This is a genomic window from Xenorhabdus yunnanensis (genome assembly GCF_028598805.1).
Taxonomy (GTDB): domain Bacteria; phylum Pseudomonadota; class Gammaproteobacteria; order Enterobacterales; family Enterobacteriaceae; genus Xenorhabdus; species Xenorhabdus yunnanensis.
This window is the reverse complement of record NZ_JAQRFI010000004.1, coordinates 38,790-57,891: the sequence shown is the minus strand read 5'-3', so window position 1 is coordinate 57,891 and position 19,102 is coordinate 38,790. Positions and strand designations below refer to the sequence as shown.

General features: G+C 45.1%; 16 protein-coding genes. 13 read left to right on the top strand and 3 right to left on the bottom strand.

Features of this window, described 5'->3' with window-relative positions:
* Nucleotides 1-38: 38 nt before the first annotated feature.
* Complete coding sequence (gene ackA / locus PSI23_RS02860; protein WP_273553655.1) at nt 39-1,241, bottom strand: acetate kinase; 1,203 nt, start codon at nt 1,239-1,241, stop codon at nt 39-41.
* 265 nt (nt 1,242-1,506) lie between these two features.
* On the opposite strand from ackA, the gene yfbV reads away from it, so the two are divergent.
* The 4 genes from yfbV (at nt 1,507) to PSI23_RS02840 (ending at nt 5,125) form a co-directional block, all read left to right on the top strand.
* Entirely contained in the window at nt 1,507-1,962 is a 456-nt protein-coding gene (yfbV, locus tag PSI23_RS02855; protein ID WP_273553736.1) for a terminus macrodomain insulation protein YfbV, read from the top strand.
* Between the two features lie 30 nt (nt 1,963-1,992).
* Nucleotides 1,993-2,436 (top strand): YfbU family protein, encoded by a 444-nt coding sequence (locus PSI23_RS02850; protein WP_273553654.1) that lies wholly within the window; start codon nt 1,993-1,995, stop codon nt 2,434-2,436.
* A gap of 21 nt (nt 2,437-2,457) precedes the next feature.
* A complete protein-coding gene (locus PSI23_RS02845) occupies nt 2,458-3,117 on the top strand; it encodes a sugar phosphatase (protein ID WP_273553653.1) in 660 nt (219 codons plus the stop codon).
* A 178-nt stretch (nt 3,118-3,295) separates the two neighbouring features.
* The gene (locus PSI23_RS02840) at nt 3,296-5,125 is read left to right on the top strand and encodes an SLC13 family permease (protein WP_273553652.1); all 1,830 of its coding nucleotides are present in this window, start codon (nt 3,296-3,298) and stop codon (nt 5,123-5,125) included.
* A gap of 150 nt (nt 5,126-5,275) precedes the next feature.
* Here PSI23_RS02840 and yfbR read toward each other — a convergent pair whose 3' ends face one another.
* Both yfbR and PSI23_RS02830 read right to left on the bottom strand, forming a co-directional pair.
* Nucleotides 5,276-5,857: a 5'-deoxynucleotidase gene (yfbR, locus tag PSI23_RS02835; RefSeq protein ID WP_273553651.1), complete on the bottom strand. Its 582-nt coding sequence runs from the start codon at nt 5,855-5,857 to the stop codon at nt 5,276-5,278.
* 265 nt (nt 5,858-6,122) lie between these two features.
* A complete protein-coding gene (locus PSI23_RS02830) occupies nt 6,123-7,337 on the bottom strand; it encodes a pyridoxal phosphate-dependent aminotransferase (RefSeq protein WP_273553650.1) in 1,215 nt (404 codons plus the stop codon).
* Between the two features lie 813 nt (nt 7,338-8,150).
* Between PSI23_RS02830 and PSI23_RS02825 the strand changes: the two genes are divergently transcribed.
* The 9 genes from PSI23_RS02825 (at nt 8,151) to nuoI (ending at nt 19,099) form a co-directional block, all read left to right on the top strand.
* A complete protein-coding gene (locus tag PSI23_RS02825) occupies nt 8,151-9,146 on the top strand; it encodes a LysR family transcriptional regulator (protein WP_273553649.1) in 996 nt (331 codons plus the stop codon).
* A 707-nt stretch (nt 9,147-9,853) separates the two neighbouring features.
* A complete protein-coding gene (locus tag PSI23_RS02820; protein ID WP_273553648.1) occupies nt 9,854-10,297 on the top strand; it encodes an NADH-quinone oxidoreductase subunit A in 444 nt (147 codons plus the stop codon).
* A 15-nt stretch (nt 10,298-10,312) separates the two neighbouring features.
* Complete coding sequence (locus PSI23_RS02815; RefSeq protein ID WP_273553647.1) at nt 10,313-10,987, top strand: NuoB/complex I 20 kDa subunit family protein; 675 nt, start codon at nt 10,313-10,315, stop codon at nt 10,985-10,987.
* A gap of 75 nt (nt 10,988-11,062) precedes the next feature.
* On the top strand, nt 11,063-12,862 hold the full coding sequence (gene nuoC, locus PSI23_RS02810) for an NADH-quinone oxidoreductase subunit C/D (RefSeq protein WP_273553646.1): 1,800 nt from the start codon (nt 11,063-11,065) through the stop codon (nt 12,860-12,862).
* Nucleotides 12,863-12,864: 2 nt separating this feature from the next.
* Complete coding sequence (nuoE, locus tag PSI23_RS02805; protein WP_273553645.1) at nt 12,865-13,410, top strand: NADH-quinone oxidoreductase subunit NuoE; 546 nt, start codon at nt 12,865-12,867, stop codon at nt 13,408-13,410.
* Complete coding sequence (gene nuoF, locus PSI23_RS02800) at nt 13,407-14,771, top strand: NADH-quinone oxidoreductase subunit NuoF (RefSeq protein ID WP_273553644.1); 1,365 nt, start codon at nt 13,407-13,409, stop codon at nt 14,769-14,771. The genes nuoE and nuoF overlap by 4 nt, the downstream gene beginning before the upstream one ends.
* Before the next feature lie 69 nt (nt 14,772-14,840).
* Nucleotides 14,841-17,564 carry an NADH-quinone oxidoreductase subunit NuoG gene (gene nuoG, locus PSI23_RS02795; RefSeq protein WP_273553643.1) on the top strand — a complete coding sequence of 908 codons (2,724 nt, stop codon included), beginning with the start codon at nt 14,841-14,843 and terminating at the stop codon, nt 17,562-17,564.
* The gene (nuoH, locus tag PSI23_RS02790) at nt 17,564-18,541 is read left to right on the top strand and encodes an NADH-quinone oxidoreductase subunit NuoH (protein ID WP_273553642.1); all 978 of its coding nucleotides are present in this window, start codon (nt 17,564-17,566) and stop codon (nt 18,539-18,541) included. The genes nuoG and nuoH overlap by 1 nt, the downstream gene beginning before the upstream one ends.
* A 15-nt stretch (nt 18,542-18,556) precedes the next feature.
* Nucleotides 18,557-19,099: an NADH-quinone oxidoreductase subunit NuoI gene (gene nuoI / locus PSI23_RS02785; protein ID WP_273553641.1), complete on the top strand. Its 543-nt coding sequence runs from the start codon at nt 18,557-18,559 to the stop codon at nt 19,097-19,099.
* Nucleotides 19,100-19,102: the final 3 nt, after the last annotated feature.

The window sequence follows — 19,102 nt, the reverse complement described above, 5'->3', positions numbered from 1 at the left end:
CCACCAGCATTGCCGGCGGTTCTTGAAAATCATGTGGCTTAGGCGGTCAGGCGTGCTGAATCCTGAGCAATGACCAATTCTTCATTGGTTGGGATAACCAGAGCAGGACGGCTGTTATCTGTAGTGATAACACCTGATTTGCCGAAGCGAGCGGCAAGGTTACGCTCGTGGTCATATTCGAAGCCCAGCAGAGCAACTTTCTTCATGGTCAGTTCACGAACCAGTGCGGAGTTTTCACCGATGCCACCAGTGAAGATAATCGCGTCCAGACGGCCTTCCATCAGTGCGCTGTATGCGCCGATGTATTTAGCCAGACGGTGGCAGTAAACATCCATAGCACGTTTAGCATCAGCTTTGGTTTCGTAGTTATCTTCTACGTAACGGCAATCGCTGGTGACTTCGGTCAGACCCTGGAAGCCGGACTCTTTGGTCAGCAGGGTGTTGATCTGAGCGATGCTCATACCCATTGCATCGTGCAGGTGGAATACGATGGCTGGATCGATGTCACCACTGCGGGTACCCATGACCAGACCTTCCAGTGGAGTCAGGCCCATGGAAGTATCAACACACTGACCGTTGACGATTGCAGAAACAGAACCACCGTTGCCCAAATGGCAGGTGATGACATTCAGTTCTTCAACTGGCTTGTCCAGCATTTTAGCTGCTTCGCGGGAAACATAGAAATGGCTGGTGCCATGTGCGCCGTAGCGACGGATGCCATGCTCTTTGTACAGGTTGTAAGGCAGTGCGTACAGGTAGGCTTCTTCTGGCATAGTCTGGTGGAATGCAGTGTCAAATACTGCAATATTTTTCTCAACCAGATGAGGGAATGCTTTTTCCGCTTCTGCAATACCGATCAAGTGAGCTGGGTTGTGCAGTGGTGCGAATGGAATAGCCGCTTCAATACCTTTGATAACTTCATCGGTGATAATCACGGAAGAAGTGAACTTCTCACCACCGTGAACAATGCGGTGACCGATGGATGAAATCTGTGCAGAAAGTTCTGGTTTTTCAGCCAAAATAGTATTAACAATGAAGTTCAGCGCTTCGCTGTGTGCTGCGCCGGCTCCTAAAGCCGCTTCGTTTTTCGCGCCATCCATTTTCCATTTAATACGAGCTTCAGGCAGGCTAAAGCACTCAGCTAAACCAGAAAGATATTCTTCACCATTGGCAGGGTCGATGATAGCGAATTTCAGGGAGGAGCTACCGCAGTTAAGAACCAGTACCAGCTTACTTGACATGGAAATACCTATTATCTTGTTGTGATCTAATCTTAAAATGAGAACAATGTTAAAAAATGAAATAATTTATTAACAAACCGAATCCAATTGTTGCGAAAAAGGTCAAAATTCCTGTTTTGCTACTGCAACAACATAAAAGTCTGTGTAGGATACAGTTTGCTAGCAATAAAGACAAAATATACTTAATAGTATTAATACTACAAAAAAGATTTTATCTTTTGTAGGGATTTTTTAAAAATTATACCTTTAATTGATTGAGGTTATGATGAACACGACACCACCTGTTAACCAAGGTTGGTTTAAACGAATGCAATTAGGGCAGCAATATTTGAAAATCTGGCCACTGGCAAAACAGCTTGCACCTATTTTTCCTGAAAATCGTGTGATTAAGGCGACTCGCTTTGGTATCCGGTTTATGCCGCCATTAGCAATTTTTACTTTGACATGGCAAATCGCTCTGGGTGGTCAATTGGGGCCAACGGTGGCGACAGCGCTGTTTGCCTGTAGTTTGCCGTTGCAGGGGTTATGGTGGTTGGGAAAACGTGCGGCAACACCGTTACCGGAAAGATTGCTGCAATGGTTTTATGAAATTCGGGAAAAATTTGCTCAGGCAGGAATTGTAATGGCACCGATAGAAAATGCCCCGACTTACTTTGCGCTGGCTGAATTGCTTAAACGGGCATTCAGGCAATTGGATAATTCTTTCCTTGATGATATTTAAACCGCTGGAACCCCTATTCAATACAAATTCATGTCCATGCTGGAACCTGAACATGCTGAACGTTATCGTCGTTACCAAACCGTTATCGAATGGGGTTTTGGTTTACAATTGCGTGAGTTGGATCGCGATTTTGGTGAGTTATCCGAAGAGATTTGTCGCCCTATCATTAATATTATGGAAATGTATCATGCGCTGCATATTTCATTAAGTAATCTTAAAGATCGGCAGGAACTGGATGAGCGCCGTATGGCCTTTTTAGGTTTTGATGCGGCGACAGAACCGCATTATCTTGCTTATGTTCGTTTTATGGTGAATACAGAGGGACGCTATACTCATTTTGATTCTGGGAGCCATGGCTTTAATGCTCAGGCACCAATGTGGGATAAGTATCAGCGTATGTTGGCGCTTTGGTTTTCTTGCCCTCGGCAATACCATCTGAGTGCCGTTGAGATTGAGCAGATTATTAACGTATAGTTGCGTTTGAAGGAGTCGGGTTTGGTACTGAGATGCAGAGGTTTTTTATTCGATTTGGATGGTACTCTGATCGATTCATTGCCTGCGGTTGAGCGGGCATGGATTCAGTTTGCCGATAAGATGGGGATCGATAGAGACGAAGTATTGAACTATGTTCATGGCACTCCGGCAATATTATCCCTGCGGCATTTCATGCCAGATGCTAGTGAAGAAGAGATCGCCAGCACTTTCAAATGGATTGAAAAAATTGAAACAGAAGATACAGAAGGCATTACTGCTTTGCCTGGTGCCATTGCCCTGATTGATAAATTGAATGCGCTGGACATTCCGTGGGCAATCGTGACATCGGGGACTGTTCCTCTTGCCTCTGAACGTCATAAGATGGCGGAGTTGCCGGAACCTGCGCACTGGGTAACGGCTGAGTCAGTCACACATGGCAAACCAAATCCTGAGCCTTATTTGCTGGGCGCTAAAAAATTGGGATTATTGCCAGAGGAGTGTGTGGTTTTTGAAGATGCTGTTGCGGGAATTCATGCCGGGCTGGATGCGGGCTGTCAGGTTGTTGTCGTCCACGATTCGCCAGATATTCCGCGTCGTGATGAAATCCATTTGACGATTACTAATCTGGAAGATATTGAAATTGTCAAATCTGGCGGTTATATATCGATTTATACCCAATAGCGTTTTATATCCAACTTGAAAGATGAAGAACATATACCACAAATCAGGATGATTCTTGATCATGACGAGGGATTTTCCCTGAGAAAAATGGCTTACTTATCTGGTTAACGTTTGTATCCGTAGTCTTTTGATATTGCGGATAGGTCATATTTAAAATATATCGTTGATAGAGGCCAGATTGAGTAGCGAATTGTTGTGGGTATTGACCCTGTTATTAATAGCTATTGTGCTTTTCACCACCAATAAAGTCAGAATGGATGTTGTGGCTTTATTGGTGATCATTGCATTTGTCTTGAGTGGCACATTGACGTTAAGTGAAGCCACTGTCGGTTTTAGTGATCCTAATGTGTTATTGATCGCTGCCTTATTTGTCATTGGTGAAGGGCTGGTGAGAACCGGGGTTGCTTATCAGATGGGGGATTGGTTGGTTCGTGTCGCCGGTAACAGTGAAACCAAAATGTTGGCCTGGTTAATGCTATCGGTTGCCGGACTGGGCGCTTTTATGAGTTCAACCGGGGTTGTGGCAATATTTATTCCCGTTGTCTTGAGCGTGGCCGCCAGAATGAAAATCTCTCCGGGACGATTGATGATGCCATTAGGGTTTGCGGGCTTGATCAGTGGCATGATGACCTTGGTAGCAACGCCGCCCAATATGGTCGTCAATAGTGAGCTGGTGCGCGAAGGTCTGCGGGGTTTTGATTTCTTCTCCATTACACCGATTGGCATTTTAGTCTTGATGGCTGGTGTGGTTTACATGTTAGTCGCTCGTCGTTGGTTGGGGGGCAAAAGCCACCAGGCAGTGGACGAACGTTATCATCGGACATTCCGTGATTTGATACGTGACTATAAACTATCTGGTCGCGCTCGCCGTTTTGCTATCCGGCAAGATTCACCCTTGATTGGTCACACATTGGATGAGCTAGGGTTACGTGCAGGCTATGGTGCGAATGTCATTGGCATTGAACGTTGGCGTAAATTTCGTCGGGTGATGGTTGCTGCTACTGGTGATATAGAGCTGCGGGGTCAGGATGTTCTGCTGGTGGATATGTCGGATAGTAATGTTGATTTACGGGAGTTTTGCAGCGAACAACAGCTGGAACCGATGGTATTGCGTGGGGAATATTTTTCCGAGCAGTCCCGTGATGTCGGTATGGCTGAGGTTTCCGTGATCCCTGAATCCGACCTCTTGGGGCAATCATTGCGTGGTATGAAATTTCGCACGCGTTATGGACTCAATGTAGTGGGAATTCGTCGTGGGGGAAAAGCGTTGGAAGGGAAGTTAGTGGATGAACCCTTGTTGCTTGGTGACACGTTACTGGTGATTGGCGATTGGAAATTGATTCGTGCATTGAAAACGAAAACCCCCGATTTTATTGTACTGAATCTACCCATTGAAGTGGAAAGTGCGGCTCCCGCTGCTTCACAAGCGCCTCATGCCTTATTCTGCCTTGCCCTGATGGTTGTTATGATGCTGACCAATGAAATCCCGAATTTTATTGCTGCGTTAATTGCCTGTCTGCTAATGGGGAAATTCCGCTGTATTGATATGGAGAGTGCTTATCGTGCCATTCACTGGCCGAGCATTATTTTGATTGTCGGTATGATGCCTTTTGCGCTGGCATTGCAGAAAACAGGGGGGATTGACCTCATTGTCCGCGGGCTGATGGATATCGCAGGTAATATGGGGCCGCGGGTGATGCTAATGTGCTTGTTTGTACTTTGTGCCGTTATCGGCTTGTTTATCTCCAATACGGCGACGGCAGTGTTAATGGCTCCGATTGCGATTGCAGCCGCGAATGAAATGGCTGTTTCTCCTTTACCCTTTGCCATGATTATTGGTGTGGCGGCTTCAGCAGCATTTATGACACCGATTTCATCTCCGGTTAATACATTGGTGCTTGGGCCTGGCGGATATCGATTCGCCGATTTCCTGAAACTCGGCGTACCTTTTACGTTAATTGTTATGGGAATCAGTGTGGCGACTATCCCAATACTTTTCCCTTTCTAATGTTTCTGTCGGGCAGCTCCTGTATCAATATGGAGCTGCATTACAGTTATAGATTAACATTATTGAATTATTTTGGCTGACCTGATCGCAACTGGATAGCCACTATCGGATAACTGTTGTCAGATAACTACAGCCGTGGCAAAGCATCACTTATGAACTGATTTCATCGAGGGAGAGGCTGAAGCTCGGTACGAATACATCCATGAAATAATCCATTTCTTCACTGCGACGTTCTGCCAGTGTTTTATCTAATCGGTTTTTAGCTTGATTGAACTCAGTATTGCCCGCAGAGAGTTCTTCCAGACATTTCAAGTAAGCACATAACGCATCAGCTTGCTTAATAATGCGGATTTCTTCTTCAGTATGGTGATGTTCATCCAGAATAGAACGAAAATCATCCTGTAGTTCAGTTGGAAGCATATTCAATAACTTTTGTTGAGCTATTTTTTCTATCTTCTTATATTCATGGGCAATTTGAGGGTTGTAGTACTTAATGGGCGTTGGCAAATCCCCTGTAATGACTTCGCTGGCATCGTGATACATTGCCAGCAAAGCGATCCGTTCGGCATTGACATTACCATTGAATTTACGGTTTTTGATTATTGCCAGAGCGTGTGCGACAAAAGCAACCTGCAAACTGTGCTCTGAAACATTTTCTGTGCGCACATTTCGCATAAGAGGCCAACGGCTAATTAATTTTAGGCGGGATAATTGGGCGAAAAAATGACTCATAATTTCCTCTTGTAGCGGAATAATATTGATTAATTGTGGTCGGAGTGGAAGGGGAAGTAAACCTATTAGATATCGATTTAACTCAATATATTCCTTCCATTGCGTAATCTATAACATGAAAAATAAAGGGAATATTAATTTATGGAAATTCATTTATAGGGAAATAACAGTGAATGAGAAATAAACTTTTGATAACAAAATAATAACCTACCCCATTAGTTTATTAATACTTTCCGAGATAGGCTTTAAATAATGAATATTATGGTTATTGGTGATAGTTACCGATAAAGCGGGAAAATTTATCAATAGCCATTTGCAAGTCAGTGACATGCGGCAATGTAACAATGCGGAAATGGTCAGGAGCTGGCCAATTAAATGCGGTACCCTGAACCAGCAAAACTTTTTCCTGTAGTAAAAGATCTAATACCATTTTTTGGTCATCATGAATATTGAAACGTTTGATGTCTATTTTCGGGAACATATATAGAGCACCCATTGGTTTCACACAGGAGACCCCTGGGATCTGGTTAATCAATTCCCATGCACGGTTGCGTTGTTCATAGAGTCTGCCACCTGGAAGAATAAATTCACTGATACTTTGATAGCCACCTAATGCTGTTTGAATCGCGTGCTGCATTGGCACATTGGCACAAAGGCGCATTGATGCCAGCATTTCTAACCCTTCAATATAATCCTTGGCTTGCTTTTTAGGACCGTTCAGTACCATCCAACCTTGACGGAAACCAGCTACACGGTAGGTTTTGGACAGGCCATTAAAAGTCACAGTAAAGAGATCGGGTGCTAATGCTGCGATGGAGTGGTGCTGGGCATCATCGTACAGAATCTTGTCATAAATCTCATCGGCAAAAATAATCAGATTATGTTGACGGGCGATTTCTACTATTTCCAGCAACAATTCTTTACTATATACCGCTCCGGTTGGGTTGTTCGGGTTAATAATAACGATGCCACGGGTACGCGGAGTAATTTTACGGCGGATGTCATCTAAATCAGGAAACCACCCTTGTTGCTCATCACATAGATAGTGGACGGCATTACCGCTGGAAAGTGAGACAGCCGCAGTCCAAAGAGGATAATCAGGTGCAGGAACCAACATTTCGTCCCCGGTATTCAGCAGAGCCTGCATAGATTGAACGATAAGTTCAGAAACACCGTTACCAATAAAGATATCTTCAACGGTAACATCCAGCATATTTCTGGCTTGGTAATGCTGCACGATCGCCTTGCGTGCGGAATACAACCCTTTTGAGTCAGAATAACCTTGGGCTGTTGATAGATTACGGATGACATCGACTAAAATTTCATCAGGCGCTTCGAATCCAAATGGTGCTGGATTTCCAATATTTAATTTCAGTACCTTATTACCTTCTTCTTCGAGTCGTTTAGCTTCTTTGAGGGTATTCCCCCGGATGTCGTAGCAGACATTATCTAATTTGTTGGATTTATTAATGGAAAACATAGAGTGCCTTGACCTCTTGGCAAAATTGGATACTACCCAGCATACAAAAGTGTAGTAATCAATGTACTCTTCTCAATCTATATTTTGAAGAGGCTTTGATATCTTTGGTTAAAACGGTTGTTTTAAGAATAAATGAATAAGTTTGCTCTCTAAATTATCCTGATTTGTTGGTGTTTTATTTCTAGTTGGTTTATTTTTTTGGTTTTTTATTTTGTATAATGACTTGTTTTTAGTTGACAAGAAACGAAGAAGATGACATTTTGACAGGTGTTTTTTTAGCCCATATGTTTAGTAAATTTTAATTTGTCAATAAAAGTAAGAAGGTTTGTATAATGTATTCTTATAATTTATCTTTATTGACGTAAAGTTAATTTAGGTTTTTATCACATGATACTTTGACAATTTTTTTGAATTCTTATCCATAATATTTTCAGGCCTATTCAGTGATAAAGTTAACTCATTAAAAATACTAATATTAGCTGGCGGTGTTAAGTATGGCTAATTCAGATCATGTTATTCTTTGAAGTAAGTCAGAAAAAGGATATTTGTACTGGAAATTGGTGATTATGTGATGTAAATAGAGTTTTATCTCTAATTTATTTTTGGATTGCATAATTTTTGTTAAGAAAGGAGAAAATAAAACCCATAATGATCTAAATGATAAAAAAATGCAGTAAACCTTTGCCCTATTAAATAGAGTAGAGTAATGTCATAATCGGCATTATTTTATTTAATACTGCTGAAGTAACGAAACAACACCAGGTTAGTACTATTAGCTATTAAAAAAAGACCAGTAAAAAGCGAATACATGCGATGATAAATTCGAATCGTCAGATAATAAACCTCGATCTCGATCTGTTGAGGACTTTTGTTGCTGTTGCGGACTTAAATACTTTTGCAGCAGCAGCAAACGCTGTTTCCAGAACGCAGTCAGCTGTTAGTCAGCAAATGCAGCGGTTGGAACAGCTCGTGGGGAGAGAATTATTTGCTCGCCACGGCCGCAATAAGCTTTTGACCGAGCATGGGCTTCAACTTCTTGGTTATGCACGTCAAATTCTTCGTGCTAATGATGATGCAACTGCATCATTGACTTACAATGATGCGGAAGGTGAATTGAGAATAGGTGTATCAGATGATGCTGTTGATACATTACTTCCTTTCTTATTGAACCGTATTGCTTCTGTCTATCCACGCGTGGCCGTTGATGTACGTATTAAGCGTGCTCAATTTATCGAAAGCATGTTGGATAACCATGAAATTGATTTGGCATTAACTACAGCAAAAATTAACCACCATCCTAAAACGATCTTACGTTCTTCGCCTGTTTTATGGCACTGCGCACCAGATTTCCAATTGCGGACGAACGAACCTATACCGTTGGTTGTGATGGATGAAGCTAATCCTTTCCGCGAGCTCGCTCTGGATACGCTGCATATGGCAGGTATTTCATGTCGCGTTGCATATGAAGCTGCCTCCTTATCCGCTATTCGTGCGGCTGTGAACGCAGAAGTTGGTATTACCGCTCGCCCTCTGGAAATGCATAATGCAGACCTGAGAATTTTAGGTGAAGCTGACGGTTTACCACGCCTGCCGGAAATTCAATTCTTTTTGTATTGTAACAGTAATGAGCAGAATGAATCTGTCTTGACTGTTTTTGGTGCAATAGAAAATAAGAAAACACCTTATACTGTAACGTCGGCTCAGTCTGATGAATCAGATGAAATAGATGAATCTATTGATTCTATTGATGAACCTATCAAACCAACTGAAGTCATTGATGAAACTTCTGTTGAAGATATAGACGAATAAGTTTTATGTGTTTATAGGCTAATATTTCCATTTTACTTATGGAGATATTAGCCTGTTGTTAATTGCTTATTAATAATCCTCTCCGGTTTTCATTCCCATTTCTGATATTTCCAACAAGAAATATACCCTAATAATTTTCCTATATCTTTCGAATTTTAGTTAAAAGAATGTTGCTTTGTTAACAAATTTTATTTTTCTAAATTGATAAAATAAATCTGTTTTCAGAAATAGCTTTTTTATCGCACATCAATAGTTCTTTTTAGAAACAATTTATTAGGAATTGAATGAATTACGTTCATCTGTTGAATGTTTTTCAATGAAACTGTGCACTTGATCATAAAAATATCCCAAGTAGTGCAGTGGAAAGACAGGTTTTTCCTGCGATAATAGTGTAGGAAAGTCGAGTTATCGGTTAGACTGGTTATGTCGGGAAGGTGTTTTCTTATACGACTGACACGTTTTAGCGATATGCCAGCACAATCTGTTAATTAATAGTTTGCTGTTTGTAAATAAATAAATGAGTGCTTTTGCCGTTATGGCAAATATATTGAGAGGAATAAAAACCAAGACGATTCAAGCGATGAGATATATTGATTAGCGCTGCTTCAGATTTGGTTGTTATCCCTTCCCATGAATCGATGTGGTGCAACACTGCCGGCAAAAAGAGCAGACACCTTGACACCACTTTTGATGAGTAAGCAACGAGTATGTCTACATCCACTGGAATTTTAGCCCATCACTGGGCATTTGCGGTTTTCTTAATAGGTGCTCTTGGTTTGTGTGTGCTCATGCTACTGGGCGGGTACTTCATGGGGGGCAGAGCGAAAGCCAGGGCAAAACACATACCTTATGAATCAGGTATTGATTCTGTCGGCAGTGCTCGTTTACGTCTGTCGTCGAAGTTTTATCTGGTTGCCATGTTCTTTGTTATCTTCGATGTTGAAGCCCTTTACTTGTATGCATGGGCCGTCTCAATCAAAGAGAGCGGTTGGCTAGGCTTTGCCGAAGCAAGTATTTTCATTTTGGTGTTATTGGCAGGCTTGGTTTATCTGGCGCGTATTGGAGCGTTGGATTGGACCCCCGCACGTTCAAAACGTCAGGTCAGTAAACCAAGTGCTGACACTTATACCAACAACAGTCATATGCAGTAATAGCGAGGCATAAAGATGGATTATACGCTCACCCGCATAGATCCGAACGGTGAGAATGACCGTTATCCCCTGCAAAAACAGGAAACTGTCAGCGATCCCTTAGAGCAGCACGTTCACCGTAGTGTCTATATGGGAAAATTGGAACATGCTCTGCATGATATGGTGAACTGGGGAAGGAAAAACTCCCTGTGGCCCTACAACTTCGGGCTTTCTTGCTGTTATGTGGAAATGGTGACGTCATTTACCGCAGTTCACGATGTTGCTCGTTTTGGTGCAGAAGTATTACGGGCATCTCCCCGTCAGGCTGATTTCATGGTGGTTTCTGGCACCTGCTTTGTCAAAATGGCTCCTGTCATTCAACGTTTGTACGATCAAATGCTGGAACCGAAGTGGGTTATTTCAATGGGAGCCTGTGCAAATTCCGGTGGTATGTACGATATTTACTCTGTAGTTCAAGGGGTTGATAAATTTATCCCCGTCGATGTTTATATTCCTGGCTGTCCCCCTCGCCCAGAAGCCTATATGCAGGCACTGTTGCTGTTGCAAGAGTCCATAGGCAAAGAACGACGTCCGCTGTCTTGGGTTGTTGGCGATCAGGGGGTTTACCGCGCAAATATGCAATCAGAAAGAGAACGGAAGCGTGGTGAACGTATTGCAGTGAAAAATCTGCGTACTCCAGACGAAATTTAAGGCTTTTAGCCATATAGCGTAACCAGAGCAATGTGTTGCGATTACAAAAACCCTGATCAAGCGTTGTGGTGAAGAATGATGACAGATCAGATAGCGCAAGAAAGCGCACGACCTGCTTGGGAAACACGAGATCATATTGATGATCCTGTTGTAAGCGAGCTTAACCGTCAATTTGGCCCGGATGCCTTTACCATCCAACCGACCCGTACCGGTATGCCTGTTGTTTGGGTTAAGCGGAAACAGTTACTGGAAGTAATAACATTCCTGAAAAAGTTGCCCAAACCTTACGTCATGCTGTTTGACTTACATGGTGTCGATGAGCGTCAGCGCTCTCACCGACAAGGTTTGCCTACGGCCGATTTTTCGGTGTTTTATCACTTGATTTCCATAGAGCGTAACCGTGACATCATGTTGAAAGTTGCGCTCATTGAACAAGATCTGAATATCCCAACTATCACGTCAATTTTCCCGAATGCTAATTGGTATGAACGTGAAACGTGGGAAATGTTCGGCATTACATTCAACGGCCATCCAAATTTGCGCCGTATCTTGATGCCACCGACATGGGAAGGCCATCCGTTGCGCAAGGAATATTCTGCGCGTGCCACGGAATTCGATCCTTTCATACTGACGAAGCAGAAAGAAGATCTGGAGATGGAAGCCCTGACTTTCAAACCAGAAGAGTGGGGCATGAAGCGTAGTACTGATAATGAGGACTTCATGTTCCTTAACCTTGGCCCAAACCATCCTTCTGCTCACGGTGCATTCCGCATAGTTCTGCAACTTGATGGCGAAGAAATCGTTGATTGCGTACCTGATATTGGCTACCACCATCGTGGCGCCGAAAAGATGGGTGAACGTCAGTCATGGCACAGTTATATCCCTTATACCGATCGTATCGAATATCTGGGGGGATGTGTTAACGAAATGCCTTATGTGCTGGCGGTTGAGAAGCTGGCAGGTATTGAAGTACCAGATCGCGTGAAAACAATTCGTGTCATGCTGTCTGAGCTGTTCCGCATTAATAGCCATCTGCTTTATATCAGTACATTTATCCAAGACGTTGGTGCGATGACCCCCGTCTTCTTTGCCTTTACTGACCGACAGAAAGTTTACGATGTTGTTGAGGCAATTACTGGGTTCCGTATGCATCCGGCGTGGTTCCGAATCGGTGGTGTTGCCCATGACTTGCCACGCGGCTGGGAAAAACTTTTACGTGAATTGCTGGACTGGCTGCCGAAACGTTTGAATTCTTATGTCAAAGCAGCGCTGAAAAACAGTGTCCTTAAAGGGCGTTCTGTTGGAGTGGCGGCTTACAATGCTAAACAGGCTTTGGACTGGGGAGTTACCGGTGCGGGGCTGCGTGCGACCGGTATTGGTTTTGATGTGCGTAAATGGCGTCCTTATTCCGGCTATGAAAATTTCGATTTTGAAGTACCAACAGGCTATAACGGCGATTGCTATGACCGTGTCATGCTGAAAGTGGAAGAAATCCGTCAGAGTATGCGCATCCTTGAGCAGTGCCTCAAAAATATGCCGGAAGGTCCATTCAAGGCTGATCATCCCCTGACCACACCACCACCGAGAGAACGGGCTTTGCAGCACATCGAAACCATGATTAACCACTTCTTGCAAGTGTCATGGGGACCCGTCATGCCTGCCAATGAATCATTCCAGATGATCGAAGCAACTAAAGGTATCAACAGTTATTACCTGACCAGTGACGGTAGCACTATGAGCTATCGTACCCGCATTCGTACACCAAGTTTTGCTCACTTGCAGCAAATACCATCGGTGATCCGCGGCAGCCTGGTTTCTGACCTTATCGTCTATCTGGGCAGTATCGATTTTGTTATGTCTGATGTGGATCGCTAACGATGCAAAGTGAATTTAACGCAAACAAGCAAGCACGTCTTGATGTGGTTAACGTAACGGACGCTCAGACACCGGATGAATTTGTGTTGAGTGCGGAAGAACGTAATGCCATTGAGCAAGAAAAACACCACTATGAAGATCCGCGTGCTGCGTCAATTGAAGCACTGAAAATTGTGCAAAAGCAGCGTGGTTGGGTGCCGGATGGTGCCATTTATGCCATTGCTGAAGTTTTGGGTATTCCAGCCAGTGATGTGGAAGGTGTGGCGACGTTTTACAGCCAGATTTACCGGCAGCCGGTAGGGCGTCACATTATCCGTTATTGTGACAGTGTTGTATGTCATATTACGGGCTATCAGGGCGTTCAGGCAGCGATAGAGTCTCACCTGAACATTTGTCCGGGGCAAACCACGACAGATGGACGCTTCACATTGTTGCCAACCTGCTGTTTGGGTAACTGTGACAAGGGGCCAACCATGATGATTGATGAGGACACTCACAGTTATGTGAAACCCGAAGAAATTGAAAAATTACTGGAGCAGTATCCATGACAACGCACTCAGGAGTGAAAAAAATTATCCGCGCAGCGGAAACTCATCCCCTGACATGGCGGTTGCGTGATGACCAACAACCTGTCTGGCTGGACGAATACTGCAGCAAGAATGGTTACAAAGGAGCCGAAAAAGCACTGAAGGGCATGGCTCCTGATGAAATTACCGCGCTGGTTAAAGATGCTGGCTTAAAAGGTCGAGGCGGTGCGGGCTTCTCAACAGGCTTGAAATGGAGCCTGATGCCAAAAGACGAAAGTATGAATATCCGCTACTTGTTGTGTAATGCGGATGAGATGGAGCCGGGCACGTACAAAGATCGCCTGTTGATGGAACAACTGCCCCACCTGTTGGTGGAAGGTATGCTCATCAGTGCTTTTGCACTGAAAGCCTATCGTGGCTACATCTTTCTGCGTGGTGAGTATGTCGAAGCGGCTGTTCATCTGCGCAGAGCAATTGAAGAGGCTAAAGCTGCGGGGCTGCTTGGCAAGAATATTTTGGGCAGTGGCTTTGATTTTGAATTATTTGTTCATACCGGCGCGGGTCGTTATATCTGTGGTGAAGAAACCGCACTGATTAACTCCCTTGAAGGGCGCAGGGCAAACCCACGTTCAAAACCACCATTTCCTGCGACTTCTGGCGTATGGGGAAAACCAACGTGCGTCAACAACGTCGAAACCCTGTGCAACGTTCCTGCAATTCTTGAGCATGGAAAAGAATGGTATATCGGTTTGAGTGAAGGCAAAAGTAAAGATGCCGGCACCAAACTGATGGGCTTTTCTGGCCGCGTCAAAAATCCGGGTGTTTGGGAACTGCCTTTTGGTACGACAGCCCGTGAAATTCTTGAAGATTATGCGGGTGGAATGCGTGATGGCCTGAAATTCAAGGCATGGCAACCAGGAGGGGCAGGAACCGATTTCCTGACCACAGATCATTTGGATCTGCCAATGGATTTTGAGCATATCGCCAAAGCGGGTAGCCGTTTGGGAACTGCATTGGCAATGGCAGTGGATCATGAAATCAATATGGTTTCCCTGACCCGTAATCTTGAAGAATTCTTCGCTCGTGAATCTTGTGGTTGGTGTACCCCATGCCGTGATGGTTTGCCGTGGAGTGTCAAAATCCTCCGTGCTATTGAGAACGGTAAAGGCCAGCATGGTGATATCGAGACTTTAGAACAACTCTGCCGTTTCCTCGGCCCCGGCAAAACTTTCTGTGCTCATGCACCCGGTGCCGTAGAACCTTTGCAGAGTGCTATCAAATATTTCCGCGAAGAATTTGAAGCGGGAATTGTAACTAAAGACTACGGCAATACCAGCCTGATTGCGGGTATTCAACCAAACCTGCTCAAACAGCGTTGGTAAGGCTTGTTTGCATAAAGCAGAATTTTGATTAACGCCTGCCACGGCAGGCCATTGGGAAGCATGCTGACTATGGCTACGATACATGTAGACGGCAAAGAATATGATGTAAACGGGGCTGATAACCTGTTGCAAGCCTGCCTCTCATTGGGGCTTGATATACCTTATTTTTGCTGGCATCCAGCGCTGGGAAGCGTTGGCGCTTGCCGCCAGTGTGCGGTGAAGCAATATCAGAACGCGGAAGATACGCGTGGACGTCTGGTGATGTCTTGTATGACACCAGCGACAGATGGCGCGTATATTTCCATTGATGATGATGAAGCAAAGCAGTTCCGCGCAAGTGTCGTGGAATGGCTGATGACCAACCACCCTCACGACTGTCCAGTTTGTGAGGAAGGGGGAAACTGTCATTTGCAGGATATGACGGTGATGACCGGGCATTCATTCCGGAAATATCGTTTTACCAAACGCACTCACAAAAATCAGGAACTGGGGCCATTCATTGCTCATGAAATGAACCGCTGTATCGCTTGTTACCGTTGTGTTCGCTACTACAAAGATTATGCGGATGGAACGGATTTTGGCGTTTATGGTGCTCATGACAACGTCTATTTTGGTCGCACTGAAAGTGGCACACTGGAAAGTGAATTTTCCGGTAACCTTGTTGAAATTTGCCCAACTGGGGTATTTACCGACAAAACACATTCAGAACGCTATAACCGTAAATGGGACATGCAATTTGCGCCAAGTATCTGCCAACAGTGCAGCATCGGCTGTAACACCAGTCCCGGAGAGCGTTACGGTGAACTGCGCCGAATTGAAAACCGCTACAACGGTACCATCAACCACTACTTTATGTGTGACCGTGGGCGCTTCGGCTATGGTTATGTCAATCGTGATGATCGTCCTCGCCAGCCACAACAATTGCGTGGTGATCAGTGGATTTCACTGAATGCCGAACAAGTTATGCAAGGGGGCGCAGACATTTTGCGTCAGGCGAAAAATGCCATTGGTATCGGTTCACCGCGTGCCAGTATTGAAAGTAACTTTGCCTTGCGGGAATTGGTTGGTGCGGAAAACTTCTACAGCGGCATTTCAGCGGAAGAACAACATCGCCTTGATATGATGTTGGAAATTCTTCAGCAAGGCGGGGTTTATACGCCTTCCTTGCGTGAAATTGAAAATTATGATGCCGTATTGATTTTAGGGGAAGATCTGACTCAGACCGCTGCCCGCATGGCTTTGTCTGTGCGTCAGGCCGTGAAGGGCAAGGCCCGCGAAATGGCGGCAGCCCAGAAAGTGGCTGACTGGCAAATTGCGGCTGTGATGAATATCGGTCAGCATGCCAAGTACCCTCTGTTCTTGACCAGCGTCGATGATACTCGATTGGATGATGTTGCAGCATGGAGCTACCATGCCCCCGTTGATGATCAAGCGCGTTTGGGTTTTGCTGTCGCACATGCCCTGAACAGCATAGCTCCTGCTGTCAATGACTTGCCGGATGATTTGAAATCGAAAGTGGAAATTATTGCACAGGCACTGCGTGATGCGAAAAAACCATTGATTATCAGTGGCAGTAATCCGGGTAGTGACACTTTGGTTCAGGCAGCCGCAAATATCGCATGGGCATTGAAAGATAAGGGAGCCAATGTTGGGCTTTCCTATGTTGCCGCGTATGCCAATAGCTTGGGTCTGGCGATGATGGAAGCACGACCATTGGATGTTGCTTTGCAACGCATTACCAAAGGGGATTCAGATACCGCCATTGTGATGGAAAATGATCTCTATCGTCATGCACCGGCAGACAAAATAGACCGCGCGCTGGATAGCCTGAAAAACCTGATAGTTGTTGATCATCAACGCACGGCTATCATGGATAAAGCTCATTTGATTCTTTCGGCATCTAGTTTTGCTGAAAGTGATGGTACGTTGGTGAATCAGGAAGGTCGTGCTCAGCGCTATTTCCAAGTCTATGAACCTGCATTCTATGACAAATCCATCGTTATGTTAGAAAGCTGGCGTTGGATGCACTCTCTGTACACCACCTACACACAATGCCAGACTGACTGGACGCAGCTTGACCATGTAATTGAAGCCTGTGTTAAAGCCATGCCGCAATTCAAAGACATCGTAAATGCAGCGCCTGATGCCACATTCCGTATTCGTGGGCAAAAATTGGCTCGCTCACCTCATCGCTACAGCGGTCGTACCGCCATGCTGGCCGACGTCAGTGTTCATGAGCAGCGCCAACCGCAGGATATCGACACAGCATTTGCCTTCTCAATGGAAGGGAACAACAGTCCATATGCACCTCGTCAGCAAATACCATTTGCATGGGCACCAGGCTGGAACTCGCCACAGGCGTGGAATAAATTCCAGGCTGAAGTCGGTGGTAATCTACGTTTCGGCGATCCAGGGGTTCGTCTGATTGAAACGGTTGATGGTGGATTGAATTATTTTGACGCTATTCCAACCGCATTCACTGCGCGAAAAAACCAATGGCATGTTGCGCCTTATTTCCATTTGTTTGGCAGTGATGAACTGTCACAACGTTCAGATGTATTGCAGGAGCGTATGCCTGAACCGTATGTGATGATCAATCATAAGGATGCGGAGCATTTGAATGTGAAAGAAGGTGCGGTGATGACATTTGATTGTGAAGGACAGCAGCTGCGTTTGGCAGTGCGCTTGAGTGGCAATCTGGCTCAAGGGCAAGTCGGCCTGCCTCTGGGAATGCCGGGTATACCACCGGTTCTGGCAGGCAAATCAGTCAATAATTTACGGGAGGTTGCATAATGAGTTGGTTAACTCCCGATATGATTGAGATTCTGATTACTGTTCTGAAATCGGTCGCCATTCTGCTGGTTGTGGTTATCTGCGGGGCATTCATGAGCTTCTTTGAACGCCGCATTCTTGGCCTGTTCCAGAACCGTTACGGGCCAAACCGTGTGGGTTGGGGCGGTTCATTGCAGCTCGTCGCAGACATGATCAAAATGTTCTTTAAAGAAGACTGGGCCCCCCGCTTTTCTGACAGAGCCATTTTTACTTTGGCTCCTGTCATTGCATTCTGCTCACTGCTTCTGGCGTTTGCCATTGTGCCAATAAGCCCTACGTGGATGGTTGCCGATCTGAATATCGGCATCTTATTCTTCATGATGATGGCAGGATTGGCGGTTTACGCCGTGCTGTTTGCCGGATGGGCGAGTAACAACAAATATTCTCTGTTGGGCGCGATGCGTGCATCAGCACAGACATTGAGTTATGAAGTTTTCCTCGGTCTGTCCATGATGGGAGTTGTGGCGCAAGCTGGCTCCTTCAACATGGTGGATATCGTCAACTCACAACAACATGTGTGGAATATCATTCCCCAATTCTTTGGCTTCCTGACTTTCGCCATTGCAGGTGTTGCAGTGTGTCACCGTCATCCGTTTGACCAACCGGAAGCAGAGCAGGAATTGGCTGACGGTTATCACGTTGAATATTCCGGTATGAAATTCGGTCTGTTCTTTGTGGGGGAATATATCGCTGTCGTGACGGTGTCAGCCTTAATCGTCACACTGTTCTTTGGTGGCTGGAATGGGCCTCTCTTGCCTCCATTCATCTGGTTTGCGTTGAAAACGGCATTTTTCATGATGATGTTCATCTTGATCCGTGCCGCATTACCGCGTCCTCGTTATGACCAGGTGATGTCGTTTGGCTGGAAAGTCTGCCTGCCGTTAACATTACTTAATATGCTGGCGACTGCCGCAGTTATTTTATACAACGCTCAATAAAGGGGTGATTGAACCATGACATTGAAAGAGTTAGTGGTCGGTTTCGCCACCCAGGTACGCAGTATTTGGATGATAGGGCTTCATGCCTTCCATAAACGCGAAACAAAAATGTATCCGGAAGAACCGGTTTACCTGCCACCCCGTTACCGTGGGCGCATCGTTCTGACGCGTGATCCTGACGGTGAAGAGCGTTGTGTTGCGTGTAACTTGTGTGCAGCGGTATGCCCGGTGGGATGTATCTCACTGCAAAAAGCCGAGCATAAAGATGGTCGCTGGTATCCTGAATTCTTCCGCGTTAACTTCTCGCGTTGTATCTTCTGCGGCCTGTGTGAAGAAGCTTGCCCAACTACCGCTATTCAGTTGACTCCGGATTTTGAACTGGGTGAATTCAAGCGTCAGGATCTGGTGTATGAGAAAGAAGATCTGCTGATTTCAGGGCCGGGTAAATACCCTGATTATAACTTTTACCGTAAGACAGGTATGGCGATTGACGGCAAGGATAAAGGTGAAGCCGAGAATGAAGCCAAGCCTATCGACGTTAAAAGCCTGTTGCCATAAGGA

Excerpts from the sequence above, each read along its gene's own strand:
- ackA (WP_273553655.1), bottom strand. The coding sequence starts at position 1,241 with ATGTCAAGTAAGCTGGTACTGGTTCTTAACTGCGGTAGCTCCTCCCTG.
- yfbV (WP_273553736.1), top strand. The coding sequence starts at position 1,507 with ATGAACACGACACCACCTGTTAACCAAGGTTGGTTTAAACGAATGCAA.
- PSI23_RS02850 (WP_273553654.1), top strand. The coding sequence starts at position 1,993 with ATGTCCATGCTGGAACCTGAACATGCTGAACGTTATCGTCGTTACCAA.
- yfbR (WP_273553651.1), bottom strand. The coding sequence starts at position 5,857 with ATGAGTCATTTTTTCGCCCAATTATCCCGCCTAAAATTAATTAGCCGT.
- PSI23_RS02830 (WP_273553650.1), bottom strand. The coding sequence starts at position 7,337 with ATGTTTTCCATTAATAAATCCAACAAATTAGATAATGTCTGCTACGAC.
- PSI23_RS02825 (WP_273553649.1), top strand. The coding sequence starts at position 8,151 with ATGATAAATTCGAATCGTCAGATAATAAACCTCGATCTCGATCTGTTG.
- PSI23_RS02820 (WP_273553648.1), top strand. The coding sequence starts at position 9,854 with ATGTCTACATCCACTGGAATTTTAGCCCATCACTGGGCATTTGCGGTT.
- PSI23_RS02815 (WP_273553647.1), top strand. The coding sequence starts at position 10,313 with ATGGATTATACGCTCACCCGCATAGATCCGAACGGTGAGAATGACCGT.
- nuoC (WP_273553646.1), top strand. The coding sequence starts at position 11,063 with ATGATGACAGATCAGATAGCGCAAGAAAGCGCACGACCTGCTTGGGAA.
- nuoE (WP_273553645.1), top strand. The coding sequence starts at position 12,865 with ATGCAAAGTGAATTTAACGCAAACAAGCAAGCACGTCTTGATGTGGTT.
- nuoF (WP_273553644.1), top strand. The coding sequence starts at position 13,407 with ATGACAACGCACTCAGGAGTGAAAAAAATTATCCGCGCAGCGGAAACT.
- nuoG (WP_273553643.1), top strand. The coding sequence starts at position 14,841 with ATGGCTACGATACATGTAGACGGCAAAGAATATGATGTAAACGGGGCT.
- nuoH (WP_273553642.1), top strand. The coding sequence starts at position 17,564 with ATGAGTTGGTTAACTCCCGATATGATTGAGATTCTGATTACTGTTCTG.
- nuoI (WP_273553641.1), top strand. The coding sequence starts at position 18,557 with ATGACATTGAAAGAGTTAGTGGTCGGTTTCGCCACCCAGGTACGCAGT.